Consider the following 21,391-nt stretch of genomic DNA (forward strand, 5'->3'; position numbering starts at 1 on the left):
GCGCACCTTTGCGCCAGTCGTAAATCCGCACAGGGCCGCGCATCAATGCCAATCTCTGCGCACAAACACACAAAACCTGTGCGACCTCGCGCCGACCCTGTTGCGCATCTCTTTCGCTTGCCCGGCCCCGCGCCGCGTGATTTAACGAAGCCATGAAAAAGCCCAGCGACAACCCGGCAGATCCCTTCAAGAAAGCGCTCGCGGAAGCGACCAAAGTGCTGGCCGACGACAGCGAGTTGACGGTCACCTACACGATGGACCCCTCGGGCCTCTCCGGCGACACGATGCGCCTGCCGCAAGTGTCGCGGCGGATGTCGAAAGAAGAGGTGCTGATCGCGCGCGGCACGGCCGATGCGCTGGCGCTACGCCACAAGTTCCACAACGAGGCCACTTTCCAGCGCTACGCCCCGCCAGGCCAGATGGCTTTTGACATTTATAACGCTCTGGAGAGCGCGCGCTGCGAAGCGGCGGGAGCGCGTTACATGCCCGGCACCGCGGGCAATATCGACGCCAAGATCGGAAACGAGGCGCTGCGGCGCGGTTATGACGGCATTTCCCGGCGCGAAGATGCGCCGCTCGCTCAGGCCATGGGCTATTACCTGCGGGAAAAGGCCACCGGACGCACCATGCCGGACGCGGCGGAAAACATCCTCGATCTCTGGCGCGACTTCATAGACGGCCAGACTCAGGACACGTTCGAGGACCTCGACAGCCTTCTGGAAGATCAACAGGGCTTTGCCCGCCTCGCCCGCCGCGTGATCGAGGAACTGGGCTATGGCGATCAGCTTGGTGACGACCCGGATCAGACCGATCCCGAAGAGGACCAGAGCGCCGAGACCGACGAGCAGGAGGAAGAGCCCGACAGCCAGGGCGAAGAGCAGGACCAGGACGACGAGAACGAGGCCAGCGCCGAGGACAGCCAGGAACAGCAGCAGGACATGCAGGAGGCTTCCGTCTCCTCCGACGACATGGCCGACGAGGAGTTCTCGGAAGAGGTCGAGCTGCCGCAGGACGAGGCCGATGTCGAGCCGCCGCAACCCGCCCCCGTCTCCGATGCCGATCCGAATTATCAGGTGTTCACCTCCGCCCATGACGAAGAGATCATGGCCGAGGAGCTCGCGGAACCCGCCGAGCTCGAACGCCTGCGCGCCTATCTCGACCAGCAGCTCGAACCGCTCAAAGGTGCCGTGTCGCGCCTCGCGAACAAACTGCAACGTCGTCTTCAGGCACAGCAGAACCGGTCGTGGGAATTCGACCTCGAAGAGGGCATTCTCGACGCCGGGCGTCTGGCGCGTGTGGTGGCGAACCCGACGACGCCCCTGTCCTTCAAGGTCGAAAAAGACACGGAATTCCGCGACACGGTGGTGACGCTGCTTCTGGACAACTCCGGCTCGATGCGCGGTCGCCCGATCTCCATCGCCGCAATCTGTGCCGATGTTTTGGCGCGCACGCTGGAGCGCTGCAGCGTCAAGGTCGAGGTGTTGGGCTTTACCACACGGGCTTGGAAAGGCGGGCTGTCGCGCGAGGAATGGCTGGCCGCCGGTCGCCCGCAACAGCCGGGCCGGTTGAACGATCTGCGCCACATCGTCTACAAATCCGCCGACGCGCCGATGCGTCGAACGCGGGCCAATCTCGGCCTGATGATGAAAGAGGGACTGCTCAAGGAAAACATCGACGGTGAGGCGCTTGAATGGGCGCACCGGCGGATTTCTGCACGGCCTGAGGCGCGCAAGATCCTCATGGTGATTTCCGACGGCGCGCCGGTCGATGACAGTACCTTGTCGGTCAACCCTGCGAATTATCTGGAAAAACACCTGCGCGACGTGATCGCCATGGTCGAAAAACGCCGTCAGGTCGAGCTTCTGGCCATCGGCATCGGCCATGACGTCACGCGATACTACAACCGCGCCGTGACCATCACCGACGCCGAACAACTGGCCGGCGCGATGACCGAACAGCTCGCCTCGCTCTTCGACAGCGATCCGCGCGCCCGCGCCCGTGTCATGGGCATGCGCCGCGCCTCCTGAGCGGGGCCGTCCGAAATGTGAACAACCGAAAGGACCATTGCAAAATGTTCCAAAGCTTTGACGTGACCGCGCGACCGGAACAGGCCGCTCCCCGCGTGACTGCCCTGCGCGCAGAAATGCAGGAAATCGGCCTCGACGCCTTCATTGTGCCCCGCGCAGATGCCCATCAGGGGGAATATGTCGCCCCCTGCGACGACCGACTGGCCTGGCTCACGGGTTTCACCGGATCGGCGGGCTTCGCCGTCATCCTTGCGGGCCGCGCGGCGGTGTTCACCGACGGGCGCTACACGGTGCAGGTCCGTGCACAATGCGATCCGGCGATTTTCGACTATGTCGACTGGCCCGCGACGACACTAGCGGACTGGATTCTGGCGAGCGATGTGCAGAAGATCGGCTTTGACCCGTGGCTGCACACCATACGCGAAATCGAGGGGCTGCGATGCGCGCTCGAAGGCACCGGCAAGGAGTTGATCGCCAGCCCCAATCTGGTCAATCGCATCTGGAAAGACCGCCCCGACCGCCCCGCCGAACCGGTCAGCGTGCAGCCGTTCGAGCTTTCGGGCAAAACCTCAGAGGAAAAATTTGCTCAAATCGGCGCGGCGGTCGCCGCAACCGGCGCGGAGGCGGTGGTGCTCACCCTACCCGACAGCATTTCCTGGCTGCTGAACATTCGCGGATCGGACATTGCGCACAACCCGGTGGTGCAGACCTTTGCCATTCTGACCACCACAGGTCGCTTGCAACTCTTTGACGATGCCTCAAAATATGCTCATCTCGGGCCAGATCCACGGATTTCCCTGCGCCCGCGCTCCGAGTTTTCCGAGGCTCTGGGCGAGGTGACAGGCAAGGTTCTGGTCGATCCCGGATCGGCGCCGCAGGCGGTCAAGACGCTGCTGAAACAGGCCCGGATCGTCGCGGGCGAAGACCCCTGCATCCTGCCAAAAGCCTGTAAAACGCCGGAAGAAATCGCGGGCACGCGCGAGGCGCATTTGCGCGACGGGGCGGCAATGGTCGAATTCCTCGCATGGTTGTCGGAACAGGCACCACAGGACCTGACCGAGATCGAGGTTGTGAAACACCTCGAAGCCTGCCGGGCGGCGACGAACCGGCTCAAGGAGATTTCCTTCGACACCATCTGCGGCTCCGGCCCAAATGGCGCCATCGTGCATTACCGGGTGACGGAGGACACCAACCGCGCGCTGAAAGAGGGCGAGCTTCTGCTGATCGACAGCGGCGCGCAATATCAGGACGGCACAACCGACATCACCCGCACCGTCGCTCTGGGCGATCCGGGCGCGGAGGAACGCGCGGCCTTCACCGCCGTGTTGCAGGGCATGATCGCGATCTCCACGGCGCGGTTTCCGCGCGGCGTGGCGGGCAGCCATCTCGACGCGCTGGCCCGTGCGCCCCTGTGGCGCATGGGACGGGATTACGACCACGGTACGGGCCACGGCGTCGGCGCCTATCTGTCGGTCCACGAAGGCCCGCAACGGATTTCGCGCCTCTCGGCCCTGTCGCTTCGTGAAGGCATGATCCTGTCGAACGAGCCCGGCTATTATCGCGAGGGTGCCTATGGCATCCGCATTGAGAACCTGATCGTGGTGACCCCTGCTCCGCCGCTCGAGAGCGCCGATCCGCAACGCGACATGCTGAGCTTCGAGACGCTGACATGGGTGCCGATCGACCGCCGCCTGATCCTCGCCGATGAGCTTGCGCCTTGGGAGCGGGACTGGCTCAACGATTACCACGATGAAGTCTGGGACAAGCTCAAGGACCGGGTGTCGGAACCGGCACGCGCCTGGCTGCGGCAAGCGGTTGCACCAGTCTGACATATACCTGATGCAATAACCCTGATAAGGTCTGTGCGAAAACAGATAAGAAGACGAACAAAAGGACGAGAACATGGGAGATCACATCACAATCCGCCCGGCGAGCGGCAAATGGGTCGTGCGGGCGGGCGGCGCCGTGTTGGGGGAGACCGACCGGGCGCTGGAGCTGAGCGAAGGAGAGTTCCCGCCGGTGATCTATTTCCCGCGCGAGGACCTTGCCATGGCCTTTCTCGAACCGACCGAGATCGTCTCCGTCTGCCCGTTCAAGGGCGAGGCGAAACACTTTGATATTCATACGAAATCCGTCGTGATCGCCAATGCGGCATGGTCCTACGAAGACCCAAAACCTCGCGCCGCCGAGGTCAAAGGCTACGTCGCTTTCTACCCGCAAAAGGCGGCTGTCGAACAGCTTTGACAGACAAACGCCGTCCATGGGAGCTCTCTCTTGGACGGCGTTCCCAGCGGTCGGCAAAGTGTCGGACTTCTGTCGGACTTTTGTCGGACCCTGCTCCGAGTACGGGAAGACACCAGAGCACTCCGTGAACATGGACTTTGTTTGAACCCTATGATGTCTTTTCAGATCACATGAACCACATGCGGCGGGACGAAATGATCGACAGATATGTCTCGCCAATTTCAGGATTTGAAACCATCGCAGACGCTCACGCAAGGCGCGTTTGAGGTGTAAAGGGGGCTTCCTGACGTTCTCTGCGCTCAGGACGAACGACCACTTAGCGTAAGTCTCCGATGAACCTGAAGGCGGTTCGCCCATTCGCGTGCCCACATGAGCCATCCGGGCGAGCGACGAATTCTTCGACGCAAATTTATTTCAGTCCGGCTGAAACTATTCCACACCACACGCCGTGTCTCCTCGGTAGCTGCGAAAGAAAGCGGCTCATTCAGAGAGGAGACTAAAATGAAAACCATGTCCAAACTGGCAACCGCCGCCGCAGCCTTGACCATTGCAACCGCGGCCTATGCTGAAAACCCGATGGTGGGTGGCGCGCCCATGTTCGAGACCAAGAACATCGTTGAGAACGCGGTGAACTCGGCAGATCACACCACCCTGGTCGCCGCTGTTCAGGCCGCAGGTCTGGTCGAGACGCTGCAAGGCCCCGGCCCGTTCACAGTCTTTGCCCCCGTGAACGATGCCTTTTCTGCCCTTCCGGCGGGAACGGTGGAGACGCTCCTGAAACCGGAAAACAAGGACATGCTCGTCAAAGTGCTGACGGCGCATGTGGTGGCCGGTGACTGGTCCGCAGCACAGATCGCACGTCAAGCGCGCGCCTCAGCCGATGGCTTTTATCACTTCAATGCTGTCTCGGGCGACGCCCTGTCGGCACAGGTCAAAGGCAACAATGTATATATCTACGACGAAAGCGGCAACGCCGCTCGCGTGACCATTGCAGATGTCGATCAGTCGAACGGCGTGATCCACGTTGTCGACACCGTCCTCGTTCCGAAGTAAGTCGGACAGATCCGCTCGGATGGGCCAAGCACATTTGGCAGGCCTATCCGGGCATTTTCTAATGGAAACGCAGAACATTTCTTTTGACGACGGGGGCCGTCCTGATCGCGCTGGCACCTGCCGTTGTTTTGCCGAATGGCCGTTGGAGTAAGCTGACTATATCGTGGGCTCGAAGGTTGCTCTGGGCCGAAGCGTCAACCTGATGGCGAGCGCAGAGCTTCGGACCCATGTCCGATTGTGCGCCAGACACCCCCCATGCTTCGTCAGATCCCTCACGAATGCTCTTCCGCCGCCGTTTCGGCCAGTTTGCGCGAGAACACCCGGAGCGCATCGACCTGGAACAGCGCACCATGCAGTTCCGGCCCGGTGTCCTCGTGCAGCGTCACGACGGGAACGAAGATCAGGTTGTTCTTCTCGAACAAGGGCATGGCACGTTCCAGCGTGGCGTTGGGAGAGATGTAAATCCCCTGCCCGATCAGCTCCTTGCAAGCCTCTTCCGTGGCGGCGCGCGGCGCGTCGGGTTTGCGGTAGCATTGGTGGACGCGCACGGTGGCGAGCAAATAGGCCTGCGGTCCGGCGGCGAGGTGGACGCCGCGACGTTCGAGCTGGGTGAGGAAGAAAGAGCGGTCGACGAGGCGCGAGGCCAGCGCGGTCGAGAGCGACACGGCGACCATCACGGCCAGCCCGGTTTGCCAGTCGCCGGTGAGTTCGAAGACGATCAAAGTTGTTGAGATCGGCGCGCCGAGGACGGCCGCCGCCACCGCCCCCATCCCCGCCAGCGCATAGAGCGTGACCGTGCCGGAAACGTCGGGGAAGATCCCGGTGGCGATCAGCCCGAAGGACAGGCCGGTGAGCGCGCCGACCATGAGCGCGGGGGAAAATACGCCCCCGCCCATGCGCCCCGCCATGGTGATCGCGACGGCAATGACCTTGAGTACGGCATAGACCACAGCCTGCCAGAGGATCAGTTGCCCGGTGAGGGCGGCGGAGGTGGTTTCATAGCCGACGCCGATGATATGCGGAAAGAAGATCGCGATACAGCCGAGCAAAAGCCCCGCTGCCGCAGGCCGCAGCACGGGCGGCAGGTGCAGTTTTTCCTGCACCCAGGAGCCGAAATCGTCAGCCATGAAAATCGTGCGCATCAGCAGCACGGCGACGAGGCCGGACAGGAGCCCGAGCATGAGAAAGGCGGGCAGTTCGACATAGAAGGACAGCGCCCCGTCATCGGCGAGGGTGAACTCGGTGACGCCACCGAATTCTATCCGATTGATCACCGTACCTGCGACGGAGGCGATGGCGATGGGGGCGAAGGCATGAACGGCGAAATGGCGCAGCACCACTTCGAGGGCGAAAAGCGCGCCCGCAATCGGTGCGTTAAAGGAGGCGGAGACGGCGGCGGCGACGGCGCAGCCCAGGAGATCGCGCCCGGTGATGCCGTCGGCGTGGAGGCGGTTCGAGACCCATGTGGCGATGACGCCTGCAAGGTGGACCACGGGGCCTTCGCGGCCCGAGGAGCCGCCGGTGGAGAGGGTGATGAGAGAGGCCGCGGCGGAGGCGAGGCCCGCGCGTTTTTCGACCCGACCGTCGTTGAGGGCCGCGCCTTCGATCACATCGGCGACGGAACGCACACGGCCGTCGGGGGTGAACCAGTTGAGGATGATGCCGACGACCAGCCCGCCGATCACCGGCAGGGCGAGCACCCAGAACCACGGCAGGTCGCGGGCGACCGTGTGCAGATGGCGCAGATCGTGCGTGCCGTAGAGAAAGGCCTGAAGTTTCTCGATCCCGAGGCGGAAGAACAGCGCGGCCCCGCCCGAGGCGATGCCGATGACCAGCGCGATGAACCAGAACTGGATCTGGCTCGGACCGCGACGGCGGATCAACATCAGGGTGTCGCGCAGCCCGTCGCGGATCTCGTTCAGCGCCTTGGCCGGATAGGCCGGTTTTTCCTCTGACATCCCCGCCCCTTCCAGACGCATTCGACCGCCACCGCCCGGACCTGTCGTTTCGGTCCGCTTTTCCCGACCGCTCGCTTCCTTTATGGTCGCCGGACCCCAACAGACAGCGAGTCGACCATGATTTCCGAAACCGTATATGCCGAGCTTTCCACCGTTCTAGAGGGTCGGATCAGCCGATCCAAGTCCGAACTGGACCAGCACGGGCTGTCGGAGACGTGGTTTCCGCCGACCCCACCGGAGGCCGTGGCCTATCCCGAGACCACCGAAGAGGTCTCCGAACTGATGAAGATTTGTCACGCCCATGAGGTCCCGGTGACAGGCTTTGGCGCGGGCACGTCTCTGGAGGGCCAGACGCTTGCGGTGAAGGGCGGTCTCGTCGTGGACTTCTCGCGGATGAACCGGGTCATCCGGGTCAACGACGCGGATATGGACGCGGTCGTCCAGCCCGGCATCACCCGCGAGGCGCTCAATGTCGAGCTTCGGACCACGGGGCTGATGTTTCCGGTCGATCCGGGGGCCAATGCAAGCCTTGGCGGCATGGCGATGACGCGGGCCTCGGGGACGACGGCGGTGAAATACGGCACGATGAAGGAAAATGTCATCGGGCTCGAGGTGGTGCTGGCCGACGGGACGGTGATTCACACCGGTTCGCGGGCGCGCAAATCGGCCTCGGGTTATGATCTCACCTCGCTTTTCGTTGGCTCCGAAGGCACGCTGGGCCTGATCACGGAAATGACCGTGCGGCTTCATGGTCAGCCGGAGGCGATCTCCGCCGCCGTTTGTTCGTTTGACGAAATCAGCCCCGCGGTGCAGGCCGTAATCGCCACCATTCAGGTCGGGCTGCCGATGGCGCGGATCGAATTTCTCGATGCGGAAAGCGTCGACGCGGTGAACAAATATTCCGGTGCCGATTTCCCGCTCAAACCGCATCTCTTCGTCGAGTTCCACGGCTCGGAGAGCGGAGTGGCCGAACAGGTCGAGATGTTCGGCGAGATCGTGCATGAATTCGGTGGTTCGGATTTCCAATGGGCCTCGAAAGCGGAGGATCGCAACGCGCTCTGGACCATGCGTCACCATGCCTATTGGGCCTGTCTGGCGCTCCGGAAAGGCGCGAAGGCGGTGGTGACGGATATTTCCGTGCCGATCTCGAAACTGGCGCAGGCGGTGGAGGAAACCGCGGCGGATATTGCGGCTTCGCCCATCGACGGGCCGATTCTCGGCCATGTCGGCGACGGCAATTTCCATGCGATCCTGCTGGTCGACCCGAACGACGCCGAAGAGATCAAGCTGGCGAAAGATCTGGCGCATCGCATGGCCGAACGCGCGCTGGCGCTCGGCGGCACGATCACCGGCGAACATGGCATCGGCATGGGCAAGAAAAGCCTTATGGCAGAGGAACATGGCGCGGCCTGGGGCCTCATGGGGCAGATCAAGGCGGCGATGGACCCGAAGAACATCCTAAATCCGGGCAAGATGGTGCCCTGAGCCGCGTTCCGCAAGAGAAAGCAGGCGCGAAAAGGTCCCCCCTTTCGCGCCGTTTTCGTGAAACAAAGCCACTCGGAATATGCGGGCAGCTTAGCAAGACATCATTAAACTTCCGTGAAAATGCGACGGGCGACCTGTTCAACACGCCCAAAGCGCTCAGGTTAAGTCAGCGTGCCAAAAGCGCACGGGCCGCCTCACGCGCCGCTTCCGTGATCGTGTCGCCCGAGAGCATCCGCGCCAGCTCATCAATCCGGTTGTCCGCATCGAGCGGCGTCACCTCGGACAACGTCATCCCCGCCTCGACCCGTTTCGCGACGCGCCAGTGATGACCGCCAAGGGCCGCGACCTGCGGGCTGTGGGTGACGACGAGCACCTGCCCCTCGTCCGAGAGCGCCTTGAGGCGGCGGCCTACGGCATCGGCGGTCGCGCCACCGACGCCGCGGTCGATCTCGTCGAAAATCATCGTCACACCGGTCTGATCGCGGGTGAGACAGACCTTGAGCGCCAACAGGAAGCGCGACAGCTCACCGCCCGAGGCGATCTTGTTCAAAGGCCCCGCGGGCGCCCCGGGGTTGGTCGCCACGGTGAAGGCCACGGCGTCACGACCTTCGGGGCCCGGTTCGCCGGGGGTGATCTCGGTCGCAAACACCGCCCGCTCCATCTTGAGCGGAGCCAGTTCGCGGCCCATCATCGCGTCGAGCTCCTGCGCCGCTTTCATGCGGGCCTCGGTGAGCGCCATGGCGGCGGCGTCATAGGCAGATTCGGCGTCACGTACGGTTTTGCCAAGCTTCGCCAGATCGCCTTCCCCGCCATCGAGGGCGGCGAGTTTCTCTCGCAGACCGTCGGCAAAGGAGCCAAGCTCGTCGGGCAGTACATTGTGTTTGCGCGCGAGACCGCGAATGGCGAAAAGCCGCTCTTCGACCCGCTCCAACTCATGCGGATTGAATTGCAATGCTTCGATACAATCCTCGACGCCCGCTTGCGCCTCCGCCAGTTCGTTGAGCGCCCGGCCCAGCGCGTCGATCGCCGCGTCCAGCCGCCCGTCGGCGCGATCAGACGCCCCTTCGAGCCATTTCAGCGCATCCGTCAACATCCCTTCGCCGCCATCGTAGGACAGGGCCTGATGGGCTTTCGCCACATCGCCAGCGATCTTTTCCGCCGATTGCATCAGCCGGCGTTCGGCGTCGAGTTTGGCCTCCTCGCCCGGCTCCGGGTTCAGCCCGTCAAGCTCGCCCACCGCATGACGAAGGAACTCTTCCTCGGATTTCAAGGCGGCCTGCCGGGTCTCAGCCTCGGCAAGCGCTTTGCGTGCGGCACTTAGGGCTTTCCAAGCGCCGCGCGATGTTTCCAGAAGCGGCGCCATGCCGCCGAAGGCATCGAGCAAAAGCCGGTGCCCGCGCGGGTTCAGAAGCCCGCGGTCGTCATGTTGACCATGCAATTCCACGAGAACGTCGGACAGCCGCCGCAGCACATCGCCCGAGACCCGCCGATCATTGACCCATGCAGTCTTGCGCCCGTCCGCCGTATTGACCCGGCGCAGGATCAGCTCACCGTCGTCGGTGTCCATGCCCAGCTCGGCCAGAACCTCTTCGGCATCGTGGCCTCTCGGCAGATCGAACACCGCCGTGACCTCGCCCTGCGCCGCGCCCGTGCGCACTAGATCGGCGCGCCCGCGCCAGCCGAGGACAAAGCCGAGACTGTCGAGGAGGATGGATTTGCCCGCGCCGGTCTCGCCGGTCAAGACATTGAGACCCGGCTGAAATTCCAATTCCAGCCGGTCGATGATCAGCATGTCCCGGATGTCGAGACTTCTCAGCATGGGGGTCTGAGCCTCAGAGCCATTCGCCGCGGATCATCTGACGATAGATCGCGCCAAGCCAGTTGTTCTCGAAGACTTTCGGTTCCAGCCCCTGCCCGGTCAGCAGCTTGTAGCTGTGCTGATACCATTCGGAGGACTGGTAGTTGTGACCCAGAATCGCGCCTGCGGTCTGTGCCTCTTCGGTGAGACCCAGCGACAGGTAGCTTTCGACCAGACGATGCAACGCCTCCGGCGTATGCTGGGTGGTCTGGAACTGTTCCACCACCACACGGAAACGATTCACGGCGGCAGTGTAATGTTTCTTTTTCAGATAATAGCGCCCGATCTCCATTTCCTTCGCCGCGAGGTGGTCGAAGGCGAGATCGAATTTCAGGATCGCGGAGCGGGCATATTCGCTGTTGGGATAGCGTTCAATGACCACACGCAGCGCCTGCAGCGCCTGGAAGGTGAGGCCCTGATCGCGCCCCACGTCGTCGATCTGGTCGTAATAGGACAGGGCCAGCAGATACTGGGCATAGGCGGCATCTTCGTCCGCCGGGTAGAAGTCGAGGAAACGCTGTGCCGCAACACGGGCGTTCTCATAATCCTTGTCGCGGTGATAGGAGAAGGCCTGCATGATCAACGCGCGCTTGGCCCAGTCGGAATAGGGATAAAGCCGCTCCACCTCGCCGAAATAGAAGGCCGCATCGCCGAAATCCTTTTGCGTGATCTCGAACTCGGCCCGCTCATAGATGTCATCCGCCGGATAGCCCTCGAGGTTCTCGCGCGGCGAATAATTCCCGCAGGCCGTCAGAAAAGCCATGGAAACACCGAGCGTTAAAGCCAGTTTGCCTGTTTTACATGCCGTCATGAAAGGCCCTACCCTCACCGTTCACCGCCCGTTTGACCGGGTCGTGTCCACACTCCTAGCACAGAAAAATCCGGTGCAAAACGCCTTAACGGCGGAAAAGTCATCACGGCATGGAGAGTGTGCTTTGTGCGGCCAGTTTGCCCCCTGGCCTTCCCCCTGCCTCGCCCCGGTTTCCCCGCCCGGACGCACCGGGCATGGGGAGGGAGATCAGGCGCAGACCGCCAGATCGGCAGGGCTGACGCCCGCGCCGGGAAGCCGCGCGGCGGTGGCCGCATCGACGGTGACGAAAGCCCAGGCACCGGGCGTGTCGAACAGCTTGCGCAGAAGCTTGTTGGTCACCGCATGGCCCGCCTTTTCGCCGACATAACGGCCAAGGATCGGCGCGCCCGCAAGGTAGAGATCGCCCAGAGCGTCGAGCATCTTGTGACGCACCGGCTCGTCATCATGGCGCAGACCGCCCGGAGAAAGCACCGCATCGCCATCGACCACCACGGCGTTCTCGAAGGTGCCACCAAGGGCCAGACCGTTTTCGCGCATGTAATCGACGTCCGCCTTGCGGCAGAAGGTGCGACAGTTCGACAGTTCGCGGACGAACGCACCATTGGCCATCACCAGATGCTTGTCCTGAACGCCGATCGCCGGGTCGGCGAAGTCGATGTGAAAGTCGATCTCCATCGTCTCGGACGGCTCGAGACGGGCGCGCGCCGTGTCGGTGACAAGCTCGACGGGCTTGAGGATTTTCAGCGCGCGGGTCGGGCCGTCCTGACGGCGCAGACCGGCGGCGAGAATAGCGTCGACGAAGGGCGCGGCAGAACCGTCGAGAATCGGCACTTCCGGCCCGTCGACGGTGATCACCGCATTGCCGATGCCACAGCCCGCAAGCGCGGCCATGATGTGTTCGATGGTCGAAAGCTCGACCCCCTCGTCGTTGCGGATCAGCGTGCAAAGCTGAGAGGGAACGACCGCGTCCCAACGCGCCGGGATCAGCGCATCGCGGGTGTCCGACGCATCGGCTTCGATGTCGGACCGCAGGAAGGTGATGCCGCTGTTGGCGGGCGCTGGCAGGATATCCATGCGCACGGGGGCGCCGGAGTGGAGCCCCACACCGTCGAAGCGAATTCGTTTTGCAACTGTGCTCTGCACCACCGGCCTCACAATCTTTCAATCTTGTTGCGCATCGGAGTTCGCGGACAGATTTGGGTTTCTCCGCGCCGACGCGTCTTGTTAACCCGCACCTAACCAATCCGGTTCACCAAGCTCAACTCAATCTTTGTAACCGATTGAAACATGGTCACGCGGAGAGAGGCAAAAACCCGCGCACATCTTTGCCGAAACGCGGCAACTCCCTTGAAACAAAAGAAAAAGGCCGCCTTCTGGCGACCTTTCAAATGCTGCAATCTTCGTGAATGTGATCTTGAGACCGGGGCCTCAAAGCGCTCCACTCACGGATTTATGTCAGTTCGCCTGACGACGCAGGAAGGCCGGGATTTCGATCTTTTCCTGCTCCGGGTTCGGATCCTGATCCTCGTCATAGGCCTGATGCACCTGCGGGCGGACCTGCGGCTGGGCACCGAAACGGGCCTGCGGCTGCGGTGCCGCGGAACGGGCTTCCGGCTCATTGTGCCCGGTCATGCGTCCGATCAGCGAGTTGATCCCGAAGCGACCACCCTTGGCTTCCGCGGCGGGCTGCTGATGCTGCGGCGCGGGCTGGTGCTGCTGCGGACGCATGTCGGCCCGGGGCTGTTTCGACACGGCGGCCTGCAGACGGGCCAGAGCCTCCGGCGAAGGCGTGCCCGGTGCGGGAGCGCGCGGAGCAACGAAGCTTTCGGCTTCGGGCTCGTGCATCGCCGGTTGCGGCATCGGCTGCGGACGCGGCTGATAGGCGGGCGGCGGCAGATCGTCGTCGAGCGCACGGAACTCTTCGCGGCGCTCTTCACGACGGTGGCTTTCCTGCGGATCGAACACGTCGAGGGTCGGCTGAGCCGGTTCGGCCGCATGTTCCACCGCAGCGGCGGCTGCGACGGCGGCGGGCGCGGCCTGCTCCATCTTCTCTTCGACCACATCCGGGGTTTGCAGCGGCTCGGCCAGACGGCGACGCGGCACCGGCATTTCTTCGAGCGTCGTGCGGGCGTCAATGCCCGTGGCCACCACGGAGACGCGCATCGCGCCGTCCATATCGGTGTCCAGCGTGGAGCCGACGATGATGTTGGCGTCCGGATCGACCTCTTCACGGATGCGGTTCGCGGCTTCGTCCAGTTCGAACAGGGTCAGGTCGTAGCCACCGGTGATGTTGATCAGCACGCCTTTCGCGCCTTTGAGCGAAATCTCGTCGAGGAGCGGGTTGGCGATGGCTTTTTCGGCGGCCTGAATGGCGCGATCTTCGCCGGTCGCATCGCCCGTGCCCATCATCGCCTTGCCCATTTCGTCCATCACGGAACGTACATCGGCGAAGTCGAGGTTGATGAGGCCCGGACGGACCATCAGGTCGGAGATGCCCTTGACGCCTTGGTAAAGCACGTCATCGGCCATGGAGAAGGCCTCGGTGAAGGTGGTTTTCTCGTTGGCGAGACGGAACAGGTTCTGGTTCGGAATCACGATCAGCGTGTCGACCATCTTCTGAAGCTGATCGACGCCCTCGTCGGCCTGACGCATGCGTTTCGCGCCTTCGAACTGGAACGGCTTGGTCACGACGCCGACGGTCAGCACGCCCAGTTCACGGGCAGCCTGCGCGATGATCGGAGCGGCGCCTGTGCCAGTGCCACCGCCCATGCCGGCGGTGATGAAGCACATGTGGGCCCCTGCCAGGTGATCGACGATCTGTTCGATGCTCTCTTCGGCAGCCGCCGCGCCGACGGAGGGGCGCGCACCGGCGCCAAGACCCTCGGTCACTTTCACACCCATCTGGATGCGGTGTTGCGCCTTGGCGTGTTGCAGCGCCTGCGCGTCGGTGTTCGCCACGACGAAATCGACGCCTTCAAGCTGCTTCTCGATCATGTTGTTGACCGCGTTGCCGCCAGCACCACCGACACCAAACACCGTGATTTTCGGTTTCAACTCGTCCCGCTCGGGCATCGTCAGATTCAAAGCCATGAGTACCGCCTGTGTTCTTTTAGCTGTTGTGCTCAGGGTCGTCGCACCTTCTGCACGCTTCCCCGACTGTCCCCACCCCTGAATCGGGGCAAAATTCACCTATTCACGATAAATCCTATGGGGTTTCGCCCGTCTCGTCATCCCCAAAACATGAGATTGCCACAAAATATGGGGATACGGCCCGCTTATTTAGGCGGGATTTTGCGCAAAACGGCAGATTTAGGGGATAGATTCCGACAGAACCCAAGAGCACGCATCACGAACGCGCGCCCGAAGCCTCACGGGCTTCGCCTTTCAACCATCATGCCGGGGCCCTGCTCGACCACTCTCCTGCGCGTCGCGAGGCGGAGACTTTGTTATGGCAAACCCTAACACAGCCCCCCGCCCGGCCGCAATCTCTTACCAGTTGTCCTTGAACCAGCGCATCGCGCGTTTGAGCGAGCGCGCCGGGTAGCGTTCGGCGGGAATCTCGAAATCCCACCATTCGTCTTGCGGATTGGCCGCGAAGAGGCACAACCCGACGGCAGAGGCAAAGGCCGCGCCGGTCGCAGCCTGCGGCAGGCCCTGAACCCGCAGGGGGCGGCCAATGCGCACATTCTGACCGAGGATCTTCGGCGCCAGCGTGTCCAGGCCGGGGATTTGCGAACCGCCGCCGGTCAGCACGATCTGCTGGCTGGGCATGTGCTCGAACCCCGCCGCATCGAGACATTCGCGCACGCCTTCGAGGATTTCCTCGACGCGCGGGCGGATGATGCCGATCAGTTCGGCGCGCGACACGGTGCGACGGTCTTTCTCCCAATCGCCGCAATCGCTGCCCACTTCGATCATCTCGCGGTCATCCATGCCGGTGGCGACAAGCCCGCCGTAAAAGGTCTTGATCCGCTCGGCGGTGGCAAAGGGAATTTGCAGCCCCATGGCAATGTCGGAGGTCACATGCTCGCCGCCCATGCGCACGCTATCGGCATAGATCATGTGTTTCTTCATGAAGATCGACACATCGGTCGCGCCACCGCCGAGATCGACACAGGCCGCGCCCAGCTCCTGCTCATCCTCGACGAGGGCGGAAATGCCGGAGACATAAGCGCCCGAGGCCAGCCCCGCGACTTCGAGATCGCAACGCTTGATACAGTACAGAAGGTTCTGGATCGTCGCCGTGTCCACCGTCAGCATATGCATGTCGACGGCAAGGCTCTGGCCGATCTGACCGCGCGGGTCCTTGAGGCCGGAGCGGTGGTCGAGCTGGAAGTTCACCGGCTGGGCGTGCAACACTTCGCGATGGGTGCCGTACTCCGGCACGTCGGAGGAGGCGAGCACGCGGGCGACGTCCTGTTCGGACACGGTGTCATATTCCACATCCACCTGCCCCGCGATGCCGTAGGAGCGCGGGCTGCCGCCGGAGAAACAGGCGATGACGTGGTCGACCCGGGTCTGCGCCATTTTCTGGGCGGCCTGAACCGCGGTACGGATCGCGCGTTCGGTCTCCGGCATGGAATCGATCTCGCCGAAACGCACCCCGCGCGAGCGCGTGGTGGCGGCCCCGATGACGCGGAAGGACGACTGACCGGCCAGCGCCCCGACCCCATCGCCGCCCATGAAGCGTTCGCCGTCGAAGCGCAACACCAGACAGGCAATCTTGGAGGTGCCGACATCGAGAATGGCGATCACGCCACGCTGCAGAGCGGCCTTGCGCATGTTCCGCATGGCCCGCTGGGCCTCGTACAAATCGGTCATCTGTAAGACACTCCAAGTTCGACGCCGCGCAGGCGCTTGAGTTCGTCCTGAGCGGCCTCGGTCAGCCGCACTGTCGGTCGGGTCGGGCGGCGCATGTCGACGCTTGCGACATCGCGGCCCAAAAGGTCTTTCGCCTGATCGAGCGCCACCACCTGCGCCAGCGCGCCGAGCGGGTTCTCTTCCGGCAGCATGATCACCTGATCGCGGTCCAGAACGACGTTCCAGCGCCGCTCGCCCACGCGCACCAGCCCGCGCATCCGCGGCAGAAGCGGACCGGCGGACTTGAGAAGTGCCAGCGCCTCGACCACCGCGCGCTCCGCGCCCTCGCCCGCGATCAGCGGCAGGTCGGGCCGGTCGCCCCGATGCGGCAATTCCGCCACCCGGTGGCCTTCGGCATCGAGCATTTCGAGCCCGGCGGAAGAGCGCCAGATCACGGCGGGGGTGCGTTCGGTGATGTCGATCTGAAGAATGCCGCCCGCACGCACATGCAGCCCGGCGGACGCGACGGCGTCGAGATCCTCGATCTGCTCGAGCATTTCCGGCAGATCGAGATCGAAGGAGGAAATCGGGAAATCCACCGCAGCAATCTCGCGAATGTCCTCGGCCAGAGGTGCGGAGGCACCGTCAATCGCCATGAGTTTCACCATGAACTCGGGACGGTTCTGGATCTCGCTTTTCCACAGCGCGATCTGATCGGTGAAAGCGGTACGGTTGTCCTCGGACGCGAACCACAGCCCGACGCAGGCCGCCACGGCCGCCATCGGCGCGATGCGGCGCAGGAAGAAACGAAAGGACGGCGTGAGCCAGAGCCGGTTCATCCGGTAAGCGGCGCGCGACGGCGCCGGGTCACGAGGGCGCTGAGGGGCGGCCTCCGTGTCCCCCCGGCGGGCCCGGATCGCACGGGCCACGGCCTCGGAGACACGGGCAGAGCCGCCTGCGGTCGGGCCTTTGGCAAACTCGATCGGATCTACCGGTCGCATGAGGCGTCCTCCACCATCCAGGCACAGAACTGACCGAAGCTGATGCCGCTTTTTTGCGCCTGTTCCGGCGACAGAGAGGTCGGCGTCATCCCCGGCTGGGTGTTGGTTTCCAAAAGCACGAGACCGTCGATGCCGCGGGCTTCGTCCCAGCGGAAATCGGTACGCGACAGGCCGCGGCAACCGAGCGCCTTGTGGGCACGCAGCGCATAGTCCTGACAGGCGGCGGTGATCTCGGCGGGGATCTCGGCCGGGCAGACATGGCGCGAACCGCCCGCCTTGTATTTGGCGTCGTAATCGTACCAGCCGTCGGTGAGGATATCGGTGACGGAAAGCGCCTTGTCGCCCATCACGGAGCAGGTCAGCTCGCGGCCCGGCGCATAGGCTTCGACCATCACGACGGCAGGCATGTCTTCCGACAGGCGCGGCGCGTTGGAGCCTTCGCGCACGATATAGACCCCCACAGACGAGCCTTCGTTATAGGGTTTCACCACATAGGGCGGGTCCATCACATGACCGGCTTCGACCTCGAGACGCGAGGCCAGCGTGGAGGGCACGACCGGCAGACCGGCGGCACGGTAGACCTCTTTGGTCTTTTCCTTGTCCATGGCGAGGGCCGAGGCCAGCACGCCGGAATGGGTGTAGGGGAGGCGCAGCCATTCCAGAAGCCCCTGCACACAACCGTCTTCGCCGAACCGGCCATGCAGCGCGTTGAACACGACATCGGGCTGACACGCGGCCAATTGCGCGCACAGATCCTCGCCCGCGTCGATCTCAACAACTTCGAATCCTTCACCCCGAAGCGCCTTGGCGCATTCCAGACCGGAGGACAAAGACACTTCGCGCTCTGACGAAGGCCCGCCCTTGATCACGGCCACTTTCGGGGACTGCCTGCTCGACATGTCCACTCGCCTCAATATGGGATCGTCTTTTGCGACCCGCTCCATTTTGGGTCGTCTAGCGCGACCCTTTGAAAAACGCCCCGTTTCGGGATCTGTCTTCACGCCCTGCTCAGGACGCTGTTCCAGCTCTTATGCGCCGGACTGCTGTGCTTCGGCAAGACCGTCCGGGATCGGATCGCCGGAAAATTCACCGATGCGTTTGATTTCCCATTGTAACGTGAGACCCGCGTTTTGAAATACCTTTTTTCGCACCGTTTCTCCCAAAAGCTCGAGATCGTGCGCGGTGGCCACACCGGTGTTGATCATGAAGTTGGAATGTTTTTCGCTCATTTGTGCCCCGCCGATGGAAAAACCCCTGAGCCCGGCCTCGTCGATCACCTTCCAGGCCTTGAGATCGTGCACGTCATCGGCGCGCCCTGTCGAACTGAATCCCGCCGGGTTGCGAAAGGTCGAGCCCGCGCTGCGCTCCTTGACGGGCTGCGTGGCGTCGCGTTTGGCAAGCTGGTCGTCCATGCGGGAGTTGAGCATCTCGGGATCGGCGCTCTCGGCCTCAAACGTGGCTTCGACGATGACCCAGCCTTCGGGCAGGTCGGTCTGGCGATATTGGAAGCTCAGGTCTTCGGCGGTGAGCGTCACCAACTCCCCTGCCCGCGTCACGGCCCTGGCCGAGACGAAATGATCGGCGACATAGGAGCCGTAGCAGCCAGCATTCATCCGCACAGCGCCACCGATGGCACCTGGGATGGTGCGCAGGAAAGTCAGGTCGAGCCCGGCCTCGGCGGCCTTGCGCGCCACATGAGCGTCGAGCGCCGCGACACCTGCGGTCACGCGATTGCCCTCGATCCCAATGCCGTTAAAGCCCCGCCCCATGCGGATCACCACGGCCCGAATGCCGCCATCGCGCACGATCAGGTTCGACCCCACGCCCATCGGAAAAACCGCAACGGAGGGATCGAGCGCGGCAAGAAATCCCTGCAAATCCGCAAGATCGGCAGGCTGAAACAACGCATCCGCCGGCCCGCCCACACGCAGCCACGTGAGATCGGAAAGCGTCCGGTTCTCGGTCAGCTTGCCACGGGTTTCGGGATAGATCATTCCGCAGGGTCCTTTGCCAATGTGCGCCGCATCCACCGGCCCAGATACACCACAGGCCAGCGCAGGATCGAGACGCCCGCCGCGAAGACAAAAAGCCCGATCCATGGACCGTTCTCATAGGTGACAAATCCTAGAAGAGGAACCCCCAGCGCAATCAGCGCATAGGCCGCAGGCCAGTGATTGCGTCGCGAGGGAAACATCGCGATCACATTGGCGAGCACCGCCCAGAGACAGGCAAGGGTGAGGGACAGAGTCATGCGGCCTACTTCCTGGTTCGCCGCACAAGTCGCCTCCACAGCACCTTGAGCGGCTTTCGAAACAAAGACACGGCAGCAGCGAAACCGAGCAACACCGGCAGGTATCCATGCACCCGACCGGTCCAGAGAAGCACCACGGGCAGCACGAGCAAAAGCGCCAATCCGGGGAGAATCTGATAGCGCAAGGGTAACGGAGCGAGGGCCATGGTGGCAAGCGCCCAAATTGCGAGCGCCACCAATGGTTCCTGCAACAGGGTCACGACACGCCTCCGAGGGCGAAGGCCAGAAGCGCCAGAACGGCGAAGACCAGGCCCGCCACGGGCACCCAGTCCGCAATACGGAAGGGCGCCTGCGGGGTGCGGCGCTTCAACAGGATGAGCGCGCCGTTCACCAGAGCGAAGACGACCAGAAGGATCGTCGAGGTCACCCCCGCGAGATCGGCGACCGGCAAGGCGAGGCTCGCCCCCAGAACCGCCCCCCCGATCAGCAGCGTGGCCAGAACCGGCGTGCCAAAACGCGGATGGGCGTGATGGAACAGGCCCAGAAAACCGCCGCGTTTGCCAAGACCGAAGAGCACACGGGCCGCCATGACGATCTGCGCCAGCACACCGTTCAGCGCGGCGGCAACGGCGATGGCGGAGAGCACGGCCACCGGCCCGCCGCCCGCTTCGAAAACCAATGCGAGCGGGCGCTCGGAGCCGACGAGATTTTCGAGCGGCACGGCACGCACGGCGGTGATGGTGACACCGGCATAAAGCAGCGTCGTGATGACCAGAGAAGCGATGATGGCAATGGGGAGAGTGCGTTCGGGGCGCTTGACCTCCTCGGCCATATTGACGATGTCTTCGAACCCGATGAAGGCAAAAAAGGCCAGCGTCGCGGCCACCCCGATGCCCGGGAAATACGGCTCTGCGGGGCTGAGGAAATCCGGGGAGACCGGAGCATGCCAACCGGACCAGATCACCAGTGCCAGCCCGCCGACCTCGACCACGGTAAACAGCGCCGCAACGGCGAGGCTCTCCAACACCCCCACCAGGGCGACCGCGATCAGCGCGAGGCCGAGCCCCACCACGGCAACGGCGAATGGGACATCGACGACCCCGATGAGATAGCCTGCCCCGCCCCTGAGCACCGCCGCCGCCGACAGGGTGCCCCCCGCGACGATGGCGAGCCCGACGAGCAGGCCGAGAAAACGCGATCCGGTTCCCGCCTCGACATAGGCCGCCTCGCCCGCCGCCTCGGGGATACGGGTGGACAATTCGGCATAAGAGAGCGCGGAGGGCGCGGCGATCAGCCCGGCCAAAAGGAAGGCCAGGGGCGCGTAAAGCCCGGCCTCGGCCGCGACCGTGCCGACGAGCACGTAAATCCCCGCCCCGACCATGACGCCCACGCCGTAAGCCGTGAGCAATCCGGGGCCAATGCGGCGTTTGAGTTGGGAAGCTTGGGGTTTGGGGGACATGAGAGTGCCTCAACAGGGACGACATAAGCCGAGAGTATCAACTTCAACCGGCCTTGTATCTGAGATGGCGCAAAAGCTTTCGAGCGCCGCGTCCGAGAGCGAAAAACAACAGTGCTGAAACCGCATTATAGATCAGCACGCGCGGCCACATAAACAAGGCGTAAGCGGCATAATACTGCATATCCAAGATCGCATCGACCGAAAGCACCCCGAACCTGACCCAAAGAAGCCCAAGACAGAAGAGCACCCCCCAAGGCAGAAGCAGCGCCAAGAGCCCGCGTTTCGTCCGCACCTGTGAAAAGGCCATGAACAGCCCCGTGAGACCACCCAGTCCGCAAAAGATCAGAACAATGATCAGCCGCTCCATGTGAGGCTCACCTTTCTCATCACACGACCTGTCGGAATATGTGTGCCCCCACAGACGCGGACCTCACATGACACGGC

The 21,391-nt window shown here is 63.3% G+C and carries 18 protein-coding genes; 5 read left to right on the forward strand and 13 right to left on the reverse strand.

From position 1 onward, the window contains the following. The first annotated feature begins 152 nt into the window (after positions 1 to 152). The 4 genes from cobT (at position 153) to NH195_RS20485 (ending at position 5,324) form a co-directional block, all read left to right on the forward strand. Positions 153 to 2,027: a cobaltochelatase subunit CobT gene (gene cobT / locus NH195_RS20470; RefSeq protein WP_066705498.1), complete on the forward strand. Its 1,875-nt coding sequence runs from the start codon at positions 153 to 155 to the stop codon at positions 2,025 to 2,027. A 44-nt stretch (positions 2,028 to 2,071) separates the two neighbouring features. Then, entirely contained in the window at positions 2,072 to 3,856 is a 1,785-nt protein-coding gene (locus NH195_RS20475; protein ID WP_066705500.1) for an aminopeptidase P family protein, read from the forward strand. 73 nt (positions 3,857 to 3,929) lie between these two features. Next, the gene (locus NH195_RS20480; protein ID WP_066705502.1) at positions 3,930 to 4,271 is read left to right on the forward strand and encodes a DUF427 domain-containing protein; all 342 of its coding nucleotides are present in this window, start codon (positions 3,930 to 3,932) and stop codon (positions 4,269 to 4,271) included. A 501-nt stretch (positions 4,272 to 4,772) separates the two neighbouring features. Further along, positions 4,773 to 5,324, forward strand: coding sequence for a fasciclin domain-containing protein (locus NH195_RS20485; RefSeq protein ID WP_096804459.1), 552 nt, complete (start codon positions 4,773 to 4,775; stop codon positions 5,322 to 5,324). Positions 5,325 to 5,596: 272 nt separating this feature from the next. Here NH195_RS20485 and NH195_RS20490 read toward each other — a convergent pair whose 3' ends face one another. Then, positions 5,597 to 7,282 carry a chloride channel protein gene (locus NH195_RS20490; protein ID WP_066705832.1) on the reverse strand — a complete coding sequence of 562 codons (1,686 nt, stop codon included), beginning with the start codon at positions 7,280 to 7,282 and terminating at the stop codon, positions 5,597 to 5,599. Positions 7,283 to 7,399: 117 nt separating this feature from the next. Here NH195_RS20490 and NH195_RS20495 point away from each other — a divergent pair, with 117 nt between their 5' ends. Beyond that, positions 7,400 to 8,767 (forward strand): FAD-binding oxidoreductase, encoded by a 1,368-nt coding sequence (locus tag NH195_RS20495; RefSeq protein WP_066705504.1) that lies wholly within the window; start codon positions 7,400 to 7,402, stop codon positions 8,765 to 8,767. 166 nt (positions 8,768 to 8,933) lie between these two features. Here NH195_RS20495 and recN read toward each other — a convergent pair whose 3' ends face one another. The 12 genes from recN to NH195_RS20555 all read right to left on the reverse strand — a co-directional run bounded on the left by recN (position 8,934) and on the right by NH195_RS20555 (position 21,314). Next, a complete protein-coding gene (recN, locus tag NH195_RS20500) occupies positions 8,934 to 10,586 on the reverse strand; it encodes a DNA repair protein RecN (RefSeq protein ID WP_066705506.1) in 1,653 nt (550 codons plus the stop codon). Between the two features lie 13 nt (positions 10,587 to 10,599). After that, a complete protein-coding gene (locus NH195_RS20505; RefSeq protein WP_066705509.1) occupies positions 10,600 to 11,436 on the reverse strand; it encodes an outer membrane protein assembly factor BamD in 837 nt (278 codons plus the stop codon). A gap of 207 nt (positions 11,437 to 11,643) precedes the next feature. Beyond that, complete coding sequence (gene lpxC, locus NH195_RS20510; RefSeq protein ID WP_066705834.1) at positions 11,644 to 12,579, reverse strand: UDP-3-O-acyl-N-acetylglucosamine deacetylase; 936 nt, start codon at positions 12,577 to 12,579, stop codon at positions 11,644 to 11,646. Between the two features lie 312 nt (positions 12,580 to 12,891). Further along, entirely contained in the window at positions 12,892 to 14,526 is a 1,635-nt protein-coding gene (gene ftsZ / locus NH195_RS20515) for a cell division protein FtsZ (protein ID WP_066705510.1), read from the reverse strand. A 399-nt stretch (positions 14,527 to 14,925) separates the two neighbouring features. Further along, positions 14,926 to 16,257 carry a cell division protein FtsA gene (gene ftsA, locus NH195_RS20520; RefSeq protein WP_066705511.1) on the reverse strand — a complete coding sequence of 444 codons (1,332 nt, stop codon included), beginning with the start codon at positions 16,255 to 16,257 and terminating at the stop codon, positions 14,926 to 14,928. Further along, positions 16,254 to 17,237, reverse strand: coding sequence for a cell division protein FtsQ/DivIB (locus tag NH195_RS20525; protein ID WP_081423844.1), 984 nt, complete (start codon positions 17,235 to 17,237; stop codon positions 16,254 to 16,256). The genes ftsA and NH195_RS20525 overlap by 4 nt, the downstream gene beginning before the upstream one ends. After that, the gene (locus NH195_RS20530) at positions 17,225 to 18,136 is read right to left on the reverse strand and encodes a D-alanine--D-alanine ligase (protein ID WP_202906496.1); all 912 of its coding nucleotides are present in this window, start codon (positions 18,134 to 18,136) and stop codon (positions 17,225 to 17,227) included. Before NH195_RS20530 ends, NH195_RS20525 begins: the two co-directional genes overlap by 13 nt. A 129-nt stretch (positions 18,137 to 18,265) precedes the next feature. Further along, positions 18,266 to 19,231, reverse strand: a complete 966-nt coding sequence (gene murB / locus NH195_RS20535; protein ID WP_066705513.1) for a UDP-N-acetylmuramate dehydrogenase — start codon at positions 19,229 to 19,231, stop codon at positions 18,266 to 18,268. Continuing rightward, complete coding sequence (locus tag NH195_RS20540) at positions 19,228 to 19,488, reverse strand: DUF2484 family protein (protein ID WP_066705515.1); 261 nt, start codon at positions 19,486 to 19,488, stop codon at positions 19,228 to 19,230. Before NH195_RS20540 ends, murB begins: the two co-directional genes overlap by 4 nt. A gap of 5 nt (positions 19,489 to 19,493) precedes the next feature. Further along, complete coding sequence (locus NH195_RS20545; RefSeq protein ID WP_157779714.1) at positions 19,494 to 19,724, reverse strand: DUF2484 family protein; 231 nt, start codon at positions 19,722 to 19,724, stop codon at positions 19,494 to 19,496. Between the two features lie 20 nt (positions 19,725 to 19,744). Continuing rightward, a complete protein-coding gene (locus NH195_RS20550) occupies positions 19,745 to 20,947 on the reverse strand; it encodes an APC family permease (protein WP_066705519.1) in 1,203 nt (400 codons plus the stop codon). A 43-nt stretch (positions 20,948 to 20,990) separates the two neighbouring features. Then, positions 20,991 to 21,314, reverse strand: coding sequence for a hypothetical protein (locus NH195_RS20555; protein ID WP_066705521.1), 324 nt, complete (start codon positions 21,312 to 21,314; stop codon positions 20,991 to 20,993). Positions 21,315 to 21,391 lie beyond the last annotated feature (77 nt).

The sequence above is a fragment of the Celeribacter ethanolicus genome, from assembly GCF_001550095.1.
In the GTDB taxonomy this organism is placed as follows: domain Bacteria; phylum Pseudomonadota; class Alphaproteobacteria; order Rhodobacterales; family Rhodobacteraceae; genus Celeribacter; species Celeribacter ethanolicus.